The organism is Streptomyces sp. MspMP-M5, from assembly GCF_000373585.1.
GTDB lineage: Bacteria > Actinomycetota > Actinomycetes > Streptomycetales > Streptomycetaceae > Streptomyces.
The window spans coordinates 36,505-48,593 of sequence record NZ_KB891854.1 but is presented as its reverse complement, the minus strand read 5'-3'; the positions used below and the strand labels follow the sequence as shown (position 1 = coordinate 48,593).

The following is a 12,089-nucleotide window of genomic DNA, read 5'->3' as shown; positions in this document are numbered from 1 at the left end:
TCCCTGGGCTGCCCCGGGGCACCGGCCGCCGCTCAGGCGGACCAGGTCCGGATGCGCTTGGCGAGCTCCGCGGCGGCCGCGCCCGGGTCGTCGGCCTCGGTGATCGCGCGGACCACCACCACCCGGCGGGCGCCGGCGGCCAGCACCTCGTCGAGGTTGCCGGCGTCGATCCCGCCGATGGCGAACCAGGGGCGCTCGGGCTTGCGCGCGGCGGCGTACCGGACGAGGTCCAGCCCGGGGGCGTGCCGGCCGGGCTTGGTCGGGGTGGGCCAGCAGGGGCCGGTGCAGAAGTAGTCCACGCCGGGCTCGGTGAGCGCGGCGTCCACCTCCGCCTCGGCGTGGGTGGAGCGGCCTATCAGGGGCTCCGGGCCGAGCAGGGCGCGGGCGGCCGGGACCGGCAGGTCCCCCTGGCCGAGGTGGAGGACGTCGGCGCCGGCGGCGTGAGCGACGTCCGCGCGGTCGTTGACCGCGAGCAGGGTGCCGTGGCGGCGGCAGGCGTCCGCGAAGACCTCCAGGTGGCGCAGCTCCTCGCCGGCCTCCATGCCCTTGTCGCGCAGCTGGACGATGTCCACGCCCGAGGACAGCACCGCGTCCAGGAACTGCGGGAGGTCGCCCTGGCGGGTGCGCGCGTCGGTGCACAGATAGAGCCGGGCGTCGGCCAGGGCCTGTCGGGCGGTGGTCATCGGGCGGCTTCCCCCTCGTCGGCGGCGTACGGACCGGGCGGGCCGGTCCGTACGCCGCGTGGATGCGGTGGTGTGGTGCGGTTGCTGCGGGACGCGGGTGGCGTCAGACGGCCAGTGCCTGGGCCCGGCGCTTGACCTCCGTGCCGCGATTCTCGCGCAGCGCCTGCGCCGGGGTGCCGGGCAGGGTGTCATCGGCGGTGAAGAGCCACTCCAGCATCTCCTCGTCGGCGAAGCCGTCGTCCCGCAGGAGCGTCAGCGTGCCGGCGAGGCCCTTGACGACCTTGCCGTCCTTGATGAATTCGGCGGGCACCTGGAGGACGTGGTTCTCGCCGCGGCGCACCGCGATCAGCTGGCCCTCCTTCACCAGCTGCCGCACGCGGGTCACCTCGACGCCGAGTTCCTCGGCGATGTCGGGGAGGGTGAGCCAGGCGGGGACGAGTCCATCGATGTTTGCGTCAATCTCGGTCACAGGACAAGCGTGCCACCTCCCACTGACAGCCGGTAGCCGGGCATCGCCGTCGGGGCGCGCGTGCACACCGCCGGGTGAGCCGGGCGGGCCGGGGCGCGCGCCGCCCCGTCCGGCGGCCCGGGGCCGGACCGCCCTACAGGACCGCGGACTTGAGCGGAACGGTCGCGTCCGCGGCCCGCTCCCGGTCGAGCAGCGCGCCCTTCTCGATGAGCCGCCGCCCCTGAGCCAGGTCCCGCGGCCGCCCCACGGCCAGCAGCGCGACCAGCCGGCCCGCCGACCGGCCCGCGCCCGGCTCCCGGGTGCCCCGGAGCCAGATCACCGACCAGGCGGCGCCGGCCGGATCGCCGCGCCAGACCAGTTCGTCGGCGTCCACGTGGTGGCCGGCGTACTGCACGAACCGCCCGAACTGCTCGGACCAGAAGTACGGCACCGGGTCGTAGACGACCCCCTCCGCCTCGCCACGGGCGATGTTCTCGGCCACCGTGCGGGGGCCCTGGAGGGCGTTGTCCCAGTGGTGGACCAGCAGCCGGGTGCCGTAACGGGCCGACGGGAAGGAGGCGCAGTCGCCGACCGCGTAGACCCCGGGAACGGAGGTGCGCAGCCGCTCGTCGGCCAGCACCGAGCCGTCCTCGGGCGAGAGCGCGACGCCGGAGCCGGCCAGCCAGGCGGTGGCGGGGCGGGCGCCGACCCCGACGACCACGGCGTCCGCGGGCAGCACGGTGCCGTCGGCGAGGGTCACCGCGTCGCCCGTGACGGAGGCGACCCTGGCGCCGGTGCGCAGCTCGGCGCCGGCGTCCGCGTACCAGCCGGTCATGTACGCGGCGACCTCGGCGGGCAGTGCCCCGGCCAGCGGGTGGTCGGCGGCCTCGACGACGGTGACCTCGCAGCCGGCCTCGCGGGCGGCGGTGGCGAACTCGGCGCCGATCCAGCCGGCCCCCACCACCACGATCCGGTGCTGGGCGGCGAGCACCGGGCGCAGCCGCTCGGCGTCGTCCAGGGTGCGCAGCAGGTGGACGCCGGGGAGGCCCTCGCTGCCGGGCAGCCGGACCGGTTCGGCGCCGGTGGCGAGGACCGCGTAGTCGTAGCGGACCGGGCCCTCGGCGGTCTCCACGACGTGCTCCTCGGGGCGCAGCGCGGTGACCGGGCGGCCGAGGTGGAGGTCGATGCCGAGGCCGGCGAAGTCGATGTCGAACGCGGAGCCGTCGGCCTTGCCGAGCAGCACCGCCTTGGAGAGCGGGGGGCGGTCGTAGGGCTGGTGGGGCTCGTCGCCGAGGAGCGTGATCGCGCCGCGCCAGCCTTGTTCGCGCAGGGCCACGGCGGTCTGCACACCCGCCATCCCCGCGCCGGCGATCACCACGCGCGGCGTGCGGTCAGGGGCCTGGGGAGACTTGCTCTGCTCGCTCACCCGCTCACTTTAGGACGGCGGGGGACGCGGCCCGCAGCACCGCGCAAGGAGATCTCTGACACAGCGTCACACGCCGTGGCACCGGCGCACGGCCCTGAGGCGGCGCGGTCCGTGGCCCGGGCGCTCCCTTACGGCGGCCCGCGGCCCGTATTAGGGTGGCCGGTGCACGCACTCGCGGGAGCCCGGACGCACCGGGCTGAGAGGGAGGCTGGCCGGCCTCCGACCGTACGAACCTGATCCGGGTCATGCCGGCGAAGGGAGGGGCTGGACGCCCATGCATCCATCCGCCACACCATCGGACCCGCCGCGGGCGGCGGACCGGCACCCCGATGTGCTGGTCGTCGGCGGCGGCATCATCGGGCTGGTCACCGCCTGGCGGGCGGCCGGCCGCGGCCTGCGGGTCGCACTCGCCGACCCCGCGCCCGGCGGCGGCGCGGCACAGGTCGCGGCCGGCATGCTGGCCGCGGTCACCGAGCTGCACTACGGCGAGGAGACGCTGCTGGGGCTCAACCTGGCCTCGGCGCAACGGTATCCGGAGTTCACCCGGGAACTGGAGGAGGCGAGCGGGCAGCGGATCGGCTACCGGCGGAGCGGCACCCTTCAGGTCGCGCTGGACGCCGACGACCGCGCCCACCTGCGGGAACTGCACGCCCTCCAGGTCCGCTGCGGGCTGGACCCGCAGTGGCTGACCGGCCGCGAGTGCCGTCGGCTGGAGCCGATGCTCGCCCCCGGGGTGCGCGGCGGCCTCCGGGTGGACGGCGACCACCAGGTCGATCCGCGCCGGCTGGCGGGCGCCCTGCTGGCCGCCTGCGAGCGGGCCGGGGTGGCCTTCCACCGCACGCGGGCGGAGCGCCTGACGACCGCCGGCGGGCGCGCCTCGGGCGCCGAACTCGCCGACGGGACACGGCTGTCGGCCGGCCAGGTCGTGCTGGCCGGGGGCAGCCTCAGCGGGCGGCTGGCGGGCGTCCCGGAGGCCGTGCGGCCGCCGGTGCGCCCCGTCAAGGGCCAGGTGCTGCGGCTGCGGCTGCCGGATCCGCCGCCGGGCGGCCCGCCGTTCCTCTCCCGCACCGTACGGGCCGTGGTCCGGGGCAATCCCGTCTACCTGGTGCCCCGGGAAAGCGGTGAACTGGTCCTCGGCGCCACCACCGAGGAGCTGGGCTGGGACACCACGGTCACCGCGGGCGGGGTCTACGAGCTGCTGCGGGACGCCCACGAACTGGTCCCGGGCCTCACCGAACTGCCGCTGACCGAGAGCCTGGCCGGGCTGCGCCCCGGCTCGCCCGACAACGCGCCGCTGCTCGGGCCGACCGCGCTGCCCGGCCTCCACCTGGCCACCGGCCACTTCCGCAACGGCGTCCTGCTGACGCCGGTCACCGGGGACGTGATGGCCGAGCTGCTGTCCACCGGGACCGTTCCGGAAGCGGCCCGCCCCTTCTCCCCCGCGCGCTTCTCCCCCGCCGTCCAGGAGGAGCAGCGCACCCGCGCCTCAGAGGAGCAGCCCGTATGAGCGCCGCCGGTACACCCGGTACCCCCGACATCACCGACCCCACTGACCGCACCGACATCACCGTCAACTCCGGTGCCCCCGACGGCTCCACGGTGTCCGTCTCCGTCAACGGGGAGGCCCGCCGCATTCCCGGCGGGCTGACCCTCGACCGACTGGTCGCCACGCTGGCCCAGGCACCGACCGGGGTGGCGGCCGCGGTCAACGAGACCGTGGTGCCGCGCACCCAGTGGCCCACCACCGCACTCGGCGACGGCGACCGCGTCGAGGTGCTGACCGCCGTCCAGGGAGGCTGATCGCCGTCATGACCGACACCGCAGTCGAACGGGGCGCCGCCCCCGCGGCGCCCGGCACCGACCCCGCCGGCGACGACCCGCTCACCATCGCCGGGACCTCCTTCCGGTCCCGGCTCATCATGGGCACCGGTGGCGCGCCCAGCCTCGGCATCCTGGAGCGCGCCCTGCTGGCCTCCGGCACGGAGCTGACGACCGTCGCCATGCGGCGGCTGGACCCGACCGTGCAGGGCTCGGTGCTCTCCGTCCTCACCCGCAACGGAATCCGGGTGCTGCCGAACACCGCGGGCTGCTTCACCGCGGGCGAGGCGGTGCTCACCGCCCGGCTCGCCCGGGAGGCGCTCGGCACGGACTGGGTCAAGCTGGAGGTCGTCGCCGACGAGCGGACCCTGCTGCCGGACCCGGTGGAGCTGCTGGACGCCGCCGAGACCCTCGTGGACGACGGGTTCACCGTGCTCCCGTACACCAACGACGATCCGGTCCTGGCCCGGAAGCTGGAGGACGTGGGCTGTGCGGCGATCATGCCGCTCGGTTCGCCGATCGGCTCCGGCCTGGGCATCCGCAATCCGCACAACTTCCAGCTGATCACCGAGCGCGCGGGCGTCCCGGTCATCCTGGACGCCGGCGCGGGCACCGCCTCGGACGCCGCGCTGGCCATGGAGCTGGGCTGTGCGGCGGTGATGCTGGCGTCGGCGGTGACCCGTGCGCAGGAGCCGGAGCTGATGGCGTCGGCGATGCGGCACGCGGTGGCGGCGGGCCGGCTGGCGCACCGCGCGGGCCGGATCCCGCGCCGCCACTTCGCACTGGCGTCCTCGCCGACCGAGGGCGTACCGGAGCTGGACCCGGAGCGGCCGGCGTTCTAGGGCGCTGCTGACGGACCTCCGACGCCGCGGAGATCCGTCAGCAGCGCCCTAGGCCACGCGGTCCGCCGCCGTCCCGGCCCGGTCCGCGAACTCTGCCGGGGCGGCGGTGATCACCTCGTCGAGCAGGTCCCGGGAGGCCCGCAGCGCCTCGATGGAGTCGGTGAGCCGCGCCCGCTCCCGGTGCAGCTCACCGACCAGCTGTGGACAGGTCGGCACCAGGCGCCCGTCGTCGTCGCGCAGGCAGGGCAGCACCTGCGCGATGGTCGCGGTGTTCAGCCCGGAGGTGAGCAGGGTGCGGATGCGGCGGACCTGGGCGACGTCGGCCTCCTCGTAGAGGCGGTAGCCGGCGGCCGTCCGCCCGGGGCTCAGCAGTCCCTGCTCCTCGTAGTAGCGCAGCAGCCGCTCGGTGGTGTCGGTCCGCCGGGCCAGCTCACCGATCAGCAGCGTCGTCATCGGCTTCCCCTCTTCTGGTGCGGGTGGTGCGGTGGGGGCGGCGCGCCCCGTCCCCTGGGGTGCGACCACGTCCGGGGCCGGATTATTCCGGGCCCGGACCGGGCCGCGCCCGGCCGCCCTCCTTGTCACGGTTCCGCTGCGGTCGCCCGGGAGAGTGGCCGGGGCGTCCGGCGTGTCGGTGCGGGCTCGTAGACTCGTCTGCCGTGGATACGACGCTGCAGGACCCGCTCGTGGGCCGGCTGCTCGACGGCCGCTATCGCGTCGAGGGGCGCATCGCCGCCGGAGGCATGGCCACCGTCTACCGTGCCGTGGACACCCGGCTGGACCGCGTGCTCGCGCTGAAGGTGATGCATCCGAGCCTGGCCGTGGACGGGGCGTTCGTCGACCGCTTCATCCGGGAGGCCAAGTCCGTCGCGCGCCTCTCGCATCCCAATGTGGTCGGCGTCTTCGACCAGGGCACCGACGGCACCTACGTCTATCTGGCGATGGAGTACGTCGCCGGCTGCACCCTGCGCGACGTGCTGCGCGAGCGCGGTGCCCTGCAGCCGCGGGCCGCGCTGGACATCCTGGAGCCGATCCTGGCCGCGCTGGGGGCCGCGCACCGCGCCGGCCTGGTGCACCGCGACATGAAGCCGGAGAACGTCCTGATCGGCGACGACGGCCGGGTCAAGGTCGCCGACTTCGGCCTGGTGCGCGCGGTCGACACGCACACCACCGCCTCCACCGGCTCGGTCCTGGGCACGGTCTCGTATCTGGCCCCCGAGCAGATGGAGCACGGCACCGCGGACGCCCGGGTCGACGTCTACGCCTGCGGTGTGGTGCTCTACGAGATGCTCACCGGCGGCAAGCCGCACACCGGCGGCTCCGCCGCGCAGATCCTCTACAGCCACCTGCACGACGACATCACCCCGCCCTCCCAGCTGGTGCCGGGCCTGGCCCCGGAGCTGGACGAGCTGGTCGCGGCAGCCACCGCCCGCGCCCCGGAGGCCCGCCCGCAGGACGCGGTGGCGCTGCTGGCCCGGGCCCGCTCGGCCCGCGCGCTGCTCACCGACGCACAGCTGGACGTCGTCCCGCCGCAGGCCAGGGAGGCGGCGGCCGCGGACGAGGAGCGGACGGACGTGATACCGCGCCCGGCCGGTGTGCAGCTCCCGCTGCCGGCCGAGGACGAGGCGCCGCTGGACCGCACCAGCCGGCTGGAGATGCCGCCGGCGGACCCGCCGCCCGCGGACGGCCGGACCACCCGGCTGCGGCCGGTGCGCCCCGAGCCCGGCGCGGCGCCGGCCGACCGACGGCTCCGGCAGCGGCGGATCACCACCATCGTGGCGGCCGTGCTGCTGGTCCTCGGCATCGGCACCGGCGTCTGGTACGTCAACGTCGGCCGGTTCACCCACGTCCCCGCGGTGCTGGACATGACGCAGGCCAAGGCGCAGCAGACCCTGCGCGACGAGGGGCTGGGCGTGAAGGTGGAGCGCGGCTTCAGCGCCAACGTCCAGCGCGGCCACGTGATGGCCACCAAGCCGGGGACGGGCGAGCGGATCCGCGGCAACGGCACGGTCACCCTGGTCGTCTCCCGCGGCCCGGAGCGGGTCGCCGTCCCCGATCTGGCCGGCACCCCGCTCGCCGACGCCCGGCGCAAGCTGCGCGACCTGGGCCTGGTGCCCGGCACCGAGACCCGGACGTTCAGCGACGAGGTCGCCAAGGGGTCGGTGATCCGTACGGACCCGGCCGCGGGCAGCAGCCGGCGGCCGGACACCGCGGTGGCACTCACCGTCAGCCGGGGCGCGCCGGTCGACGTGCCGGACGTGGTCGGCAAGGCGCGGGAGGATGCCGCGTCGGCGCTGCGCCAGGCCGGCTTCCAGGTGCGCTTCGCCGACCAGCCGGTGTTCGCGCCGCAGGACAAGGACGCGGTGGCCCGCCAGTCGCCCGGCGCCGGCGGCACCCTGGGCAAGGGCGACACGGTCACCCTGACGCTGTCCAAGGGCCCGGAGATGGTCACGGTGCCGGACGTCGGCGGCAAGAACACCGCGGACGCCACCAAGGCGCTGACCGACCTCGGCTTCGCGGTCACGGTGGACAAGCCGTTCCTGTTCCCCCAGGACAGCGTCGCCTCCCAGTCGGTCGCGGCCGGCGACCAGGCCCCCAAGGGCAGCACGATCACGATCCGGCTCAAGGGCGCGCTGTAGTTCTGTCGTCCCGGGTGCCCCACGGGTGGTCGTGGGGCACCTGGCACCCTGGGAGGGTGAGTACTCCCCTGTCCCCCGAGGGCGCCGCGCAGCGCGCCCGCGCACGCAATCCGGTCGGCGGCCATGTGCCGGTGGCCGGCGGCCTGGCCAAGGTGGGCCTGTCGTACGCCCGGCAGATCGGCTGCGAGGCCGTCCAGGTCTTCGTCGCCAACCCGCGCGGCTGGGCGACGCCGCCCGGCAGCCCCGAGCAGGACGCGGCGTTCCGCGCGGCGTGCGCCGACGAGGGCATCCCGGCGTATGTGCACGCGCCCTATCTGATCAACTTCGGCTCGCACACCGCGGCGACGGTCGAGAGGTCCGTGGCGTCACTGCGCCACTCGCTGCGCCGCGGCCGGGAGATCGGCGCGCTCGGAGTGGTGGTGCACACCGGTTCGGCGACCGGCGGACGGCCCCGGGAGACGGCGCTGGCGCAGGTCAGGGAGCAGGTGCGGCCGCTGCTGGACGAGCTGACGCACGACGACGACCCGTGGCTGCTGCTGGAGCCCACGGCCGGCCAGGGCGCCTCGCTGTGCGCGCTGGCGGAGGACCTGGGGCCGTACTTCGACGCGCTGGACCGCCATCCGCGGCTCGGGGTGTGCCTGGACACCTGCCACGCCTTCGCCGCCGGGCACGACATGGCGGCGCCCGGCGGGACGAAGGCGCTGCTGGACGAGCTGGTGGAGGTCACCGGCGAGGGCCGGCTGAAGCTGATCCACGCCAACGACTCCAAGGACGTGGTCGGCGCGCACAAGGACCGGCACGCGAACATCGGCGCGGGCCACATCGGCGCGCAGCCGTTCGCCGAGCTGTTCACCCACCCCGCGACCAGCGGCGTCCCGCTGGTGATCGAGACCCCGGGCGGCGAGGAGGGCCACGCCGCGGACGTGGCGCGGCTGAAGGAACTGCGGACGGCCTGAGCGGGCGGGCCGGCCCGGGGTTCAGATCTCCGGGCCCTCGCCCGGCTCCTCCTGGTAGGTGTAGCGCTGCTCGCGCCAGGGGTCGCCGAGGTTGTGGTAGCCGCGCTCCTCCCAGAAGCCGCGGCGGTCGGCCGTCATGTACTCGACGCCGCGGACCCACTTGGGGCCCTTCCAGGCGTAGAGGTGCGGCACGATCAGCCGGACCGGGAAGCCGTGCTCGGCGGTGAGCAGTTCACCGGAGCGGTGGGTGGCGAAGAGGCAGTTCTCGGCGCCGAAGTCGCCGAGCCGGAGGTTGGAGCTGAAGCCGTACTCGGCCCACACCATCACATGGGTGGCCTCGGGCGCGGGCGGCGCCAGCTCCAGGATCGTGCGGGTCAGCACCCCGCCCCACTCGGCGCCCAGCATGCTGAACTTGGTGACGCAGTGCATGTCGGCGACGACGGTGGTGTACGGCAGCGCCGTGAACTCCTCGTGCGTCCAGCAGTGCTTGGCCCCGTCGGCGGTGGCGCCGAAGACCCGGAACTCCCAGCGCTCGGGGCGGAACTTCGGGACCGGCCCGTAGTGCGTCACCGGCCAGCCGCGCTGCAGCCGCTGTCCCGGAGGCAGCACAGGCTCCTCGTCGCGACGTTCCGGCTGACCCATGCCCCCATGGTGTCAGACCCCGGAGGGTGCCGATGACCAGGGCGGTATGGAATCGGGCAACTCGTGCTAAGTGTGAACTTACTGGACGGCTTGCTCGGCGCGGTGCGAGGATGCGCGGCACCTGCCCAGAACTCGCGTGAAAGGGGCCCGCAGCCATGCAGGGCGACCCCGAGGTCATCGAATTCCTCAACGAGCAGCTGACCGCCGAGCTGACCGCGATCAACCAGTACTTCCTGCACGCGAAGATGCAGGAGAACTTCGGCTGGTACAAGCTCGCCAAGTACACCCGCTCGGAATCCTTCGACGAGATGAAGCACGCGGAGGTGCTGACCGACCGCATCCTCTTCCTCGAAGGGCTGCCGAACTACCAGCGGCTGTTCCACGTCCGGGTCGGCCAGACCGTCACCGAGATGTTCCAGGCCGACCGGCAGATCGAGGTGGAGGCGATCGACCGGCTCAAGCGCGGCATCGAGATCATGCGGGCCAAGGGGGACGTCACCTCGGCCAACATCTTCGAGGACATCCTCGCCGACGAGGAGCACCACATCGACTACCTCGACACCCAGCTGGAACTGGTCGAGAAGCTCGGGGAGGCGCTCTACCTCGCCCAGGTGATCGAGCAGCCGAGCTGACGGCCCGGCATGACGCACACCGGCGGGGCGCCCCAGGGGGTCACGCGACCGCCCGGAGGCCCGCGGGCGCCGGTGCGGCCGCCTCCGCGGCCAGCGGCACAGCGGGCACGGACGGCACAGCCGGCTCACCGGGCGCCTGCTCAGGGTCCGACGGCTCGGACTCCGGCCGCAGCGCGTCGGGGGCACCGCTGTCGATCAGCTCCCGGCGGGGGCACGCGCCCCGGCCCAGCAGCGCCTGGATGCGGCGCACGCAGCTGCCGCAGTCGGTGCCGGCCTTGCAGGCGGAGGCGACCTGCCGGGGCGTGCAGGCGCCCCGGTCCGCGTGCTCGCGGACCTGCTGCTCGGTGATGCCGAAGCAGGAGCAGACGTACACGCGGGTTCACCTCCGTAAGGGCGCCTCGTCCGATCCCGGTGATCGTCAGTGAGGTAACCCTTACCTTACCTGCGGCGGCGGGCGGGGAACAACGCGGGGCAACGCAGTGGGGCGCGGATCACAGGATCCGCGCCCCACTCGTCGTACGCCGCTCGCTACTGGTCGCGGTACATCTCCGCCACCAGGAAGGCCAGGTCCAGCGACTGGCTGCGGTTCAGCCGCGGGTCGCAGGCGGTCTCGTAGCGCTGGTGCAGGTCGTCGACGAAGATCTCGTCGCCGCCGCCCACGCACTCGGTGACGTCGTCACCGGTCAGCTCGACGTGGATGCCGCCCGGGTGCGTGCCGAGGCTCTTGTGGACCTCGAAGAAGCCCTTGACCTCGTCCAGCACGTCGTCGAAGCGGCGGGTCTTGTGGCCCGAGGCCGCCTCGAAGGTGTTGCCGTGCATCGGGTCGCAGATCCACACGACCTGGGCGCCGGAGGCGGTGACCTTCTCCACCAGGGACGGCAGCTTCTCGCGGATCTTGTCCGCGCCCATGCGGGTGATGAAGGTGAGCCGGCCGGGCTCGCGGTCCGGGTCGAGCCGGTCGATGAGGGTGAGCGCGTCCTCCGGCGTCGTCGTCGGGCCGAGCTTCACACCGATCGGGTTGCGGATCCGGGAGGCGAACTCGATGTGCGCGCCGTCGAGTTGACGGGTGCGCTCGCCGATCCAGACCATGTGGCCGGAGACGTCGTAGAGCTTCCCGGTGCGGGAGTCCACGCGGGTCAGCGCCGACTCGTAGTCCAGGATCAGCGCCTCGTGCGAGGCGAAGAACTCGACGGTCCGGAACTCCTCCGGCTCCACCCCGCAGGCGTTCATGAAGTTCAGCGCCCGGTCGATCTCGCGGGCCAGCGCCTCGTACCGCTGGCCGGAGGGCGAGGACTTCACGAAGTCCTGGTTCCAGGCGTGCACCTGGCGCAGGTCGGCGTAGCCGCCGGTGGTGAAGGCGCGGACGAGGTTCAGGGTCGCCGCGGAGGCGTGGTACATCCGCTGGAGCCGCTTCGGGTCCGGGATGCGGGCCTCGGGGGTGAACTCGAAGCCGTTGACGGAGTCGCCGCGGTAGGTCGGCAGGGTGACCCCGTCGCGGGTCTCGGTCGGCTTGGAGCGCGGCTTGCTGTACTGGCCGGCGATCCGGCCGACCTTGACCACCGGGACGGACCCGGCGTACGTCAGCACGGCGCCCATCTGGAGGAGCGTCTTGAGCTTGTTGCGGATGTGCTCCGCGGAGACGGCGTCGAACGCCTCCGCGCAGTCGCCGCCCTGCAGCAGGAACGCCTCGCCTCGGGCGACCGCGCCCAGGCGCTCGCGCAGCTGGTCGCACTCGCCGGCGAAGACGAGCGGCGGATAGGACTCGAGCTCGGCGATCACATCGCGCAGAGCCTCTTGGTCCGGCCAGTCAGGCTGCTGCGCCGCGGGCAGGTCTCGCCAGGTGTTGCCACCGGCGTGGGTTTCAGCGTTCACGGTCACACCCCCACATTACGGGGTCCGGCCGGGGTGTCCGTCCGCCATCCGGACTGTGAGACACCGCCGCACCGGAGATCCGGTAGGGTGCCGGCCATGCAGACGCGACCGACCATGAACATGTACTGGTGGTG

General features: G+C 74.1%; 13 protein-coding genes and 1 riboswitch. Of the genes, 6 read left to right on the top strand and 7 right to left on the bottom strand.

Features of this window, described 5'->3' with window-relative positions; translation table 11 throughout:
• Window positions 1-32: 32 nt before the first annotated feature.
• The 3 genes from thiE to B073_RS0103375 form a co-directional block, all read right to left on the bottom strand.
• Window positions 33-683: a thiamine phosphate synthase gene (gene thiE, locus B073_RS0103385; RefSeq protein WP_018536681.1), complete on the bottom strand. Its 651-nt coding sequence runs from the start codon at window positions 681-683 to the stop codon at window positions 33-35.
• 103 nt (window positions 684-786) lie between these two features.
• Window positions 787-1,152: an Rv2175c family DNA-binding protein gene (locus B073_RS0103380; RefSeq protein ID WP_018536680.1), complete on the bottom strand. Its 366-nt coding sequence runs from the start codon at window positions 1,150-1,152 to the stop codon at window positions 787-789.
• A 133-nt stretch (window positions 1,153-1,285) separates the two neighbouring features.
• The gene (locus B073_RS0103375; RefSeq protein WP_026247016.1) at window positions 1,286-2,557 is read right to left on the bottom strand and encodes an NAD(P)/FAD-dependent oxidoreductase; all 1,272 of its coding nucleotides are present in this window, start codon (window positions 2,555-2,557) and stop codon (window positions 1,286-1,288) included.
• Window positions 2,558-2,721: 164 nt separating this feature from the next.
• Window positions 2,722-2,834, top strand: a riboswitch (TPP riboswitch).
• On the opposite strand from B073_RS0103375, the gene thiO reads away from it, so the two are divergent.
• The 3 genes from thiO (at window position 2,832) to B073_RS0103360 (ending at window position 5,217) form a co-directional block, all read left to right on the top strand.
• Window positions 2,832-4,064, top strand: coding sequence for a glycine oxidase ThiO (gene thiO / locus B073_RS0103370; RefSeq protein ID WP_199788101.1), 1,233 nt, complete (start codon window positions 2,832-2,834; stop codon window positions 4,062-4,064). It overlaps the preceding riboswitch by 3 nt.
• Before the next feature lie 92 nt (window positions 4,065-4,156).
• A complete protein-coding gene (gene thiS / locus B073_RS0103365; RefSeq protein ID WP_026247015.1) occupies window positions 4,157-4,357 on the top strand; it encodes a sulfur carrier protein ThiS in 201 nt (66 codons plus the stop codon).
• Window positions 4,358-4,365: 8 nt separating this feature from the next.
• Window positions 4,366-5,217, top strand: coding sequence for a thiazole synthase (locus B073_RS0103360; protein ID WP_018536676.1), 852 nt, complete (start codon window positions 4,366-4,368; stop codon window positions 5,215-5,217).
• Between the two features lie 48 nt (window positions 5,218-5,265).
• On the opposite strand, the gene B073_RS0103355 is transcribed toward B073_RS0103360, so the two are convergent.
• Window positions 5,266-5,670 carry a MerR family transcriptional regulator gene (locus B073_RS0103355; protein ID WP_018536675.1) on the bottom strand — a complete coding sequence of 135 codons (405 nt, stop codon included), beginning with the start codon at window positions 5,668-5,670 and terminating at the stop codon, window positions 5,266-5,268.
• Window positions 5,671-5,873: 203 nt separating this feature from the next.
• On the opposite strand from B073_RS0103355, the gene pknB reads away from it, so the two are divergent.
• Window positions 5,874-7,853: a Stk1 family PASTA domain-containing Ser/Thr kinase gene (gene pknB / locus B073_RS0103350; protein WP_026247012.1), complete on the top strand. Its 1,980-nt coding sequence runs from the start codon at window positions 5,874-5,876 to the stop codon at window positions 7,851-7,853.
• 56 nt (window positions 7,854-7,909) lie between these two features.
• A complete protein-coding gene (locus tag B073_RS0103345; RefSeq protein ID WP_018536673.1) occupies window positions 7,910-8,809 on the top strand; it encodes a deoxyribonuclease IV in 900 nt (299 codons plus the stop codon).
• A gap of 21 nt (window positions 8,810-8,830) precedes the next feature.
• Here the strand turns inward: B073_RS0103345 and B073_RS0103340 are convergent, their stop codons facing one another.
• Window positions 8,831-9,451 (bottom strand): sulfite oxidase-like oxidoreductase, encoded by a 621-nt coding sequence (locus B073_RS0103340; protein ID WP_026247011.1) that lies wholly within the window; start codon window positions 9,449-9,451, stop codon window positions 8,831-8,833.
• 155 nt (window positions 9,452-9,606) lie between these two features.
• Here B073_RS0103340 and bfr point away from each other — a divergent pair, with 155 nt between their 5' ends.
• Window positions 9,607-10,083, top strand: a complete 477-nt coding sequence (bfr, locus tag B073_RS0103335) for a bacterioferritin (protein WP_018536671.1) — start codon at window positions 9,607-9,609, stop codon at window positions 10,081-10,083.
• A 40-nt stretch (window positions 10,084-10,123) separates the two neighbouring features.
• On the opposite strand, the gene B073_RS0103330 is transcribed toward bfr, so the two are convergent.
• Both B073_RS0103330 and B073_RS0103325 read right to left on the bottom strand, forming a co-directional pair.
• The gene (locus B073_RS0103330; protein ID WP_018536670.1) at window positions 10,124-10,456 is read right to left on the bottom strand and encodes a (2Fe-2S)-binding protein; all 333 of its coding nucleotides are present in this window, start codon (window positions 10,454-10,456) and stop codon (window positions 10,124-10,126) included.
• Window positions 10,457-10,611: 155 nt separating this feature from the next.
• Window positions 10,612-11,961 (bottom strand): class II 3-deoxy-7-phosphoheptulonate synthase, encoded by a 1,350-nt coding sequence (locus B073_RS0103325; RefSeq protein WP_018536669.1) that lies wholly within the window; start codon window positions 11,959-11,961, stop codon window positions 10,612-10,614.
• Between the last annotated feature and the right edge of the window lie 128 nt (window positions 11,962-12,089).

Bases quoted from the DNA above. Each gene is read 5' to 3' on its own strand.
- thiO (WP_199788101.1), top strand. From the start codon at position 2,832: ATGCATCCATCCGCCACACCATCGGACCCGCCGCGGGCGGCGGACCGG.
- thiE (WP_018536681.1), bottom strand. From the start codon at position 683: ATGACCACCGCCCGACAGGCCCTGGCCGACGCCCGGCTCTATCTGTGC.
- B073_RS0103340 (WP_026247011.1), bottom strand. From the start codon at position 9,451: ATGGGTCAGCCGGAACGTCGCGACGAGGAGCCTGTGCTGCCTCCGGGA.
- B073_RS0103355 (WP_018536675.1), bottom strand. From the start codon at position 5,670: ATGACGACGCTGCTGATCGGTGAGCTGGCCCGGCGGACCGACACCACC.
- B073_RS0103360 (WP_018536676.1), top strand. From the start codon at position 4,366: ATGACCGACACCGCAGTCGAACGGGGCGCCGCCCCCGCGGCGCCCGGC.
- bfr (WP_018536671.1), top strand. From the start codon at position 9,607: ATGCAGGGCGACCCCGAGGTCATCGAATTCCTCAACGAGCAGCTGACC.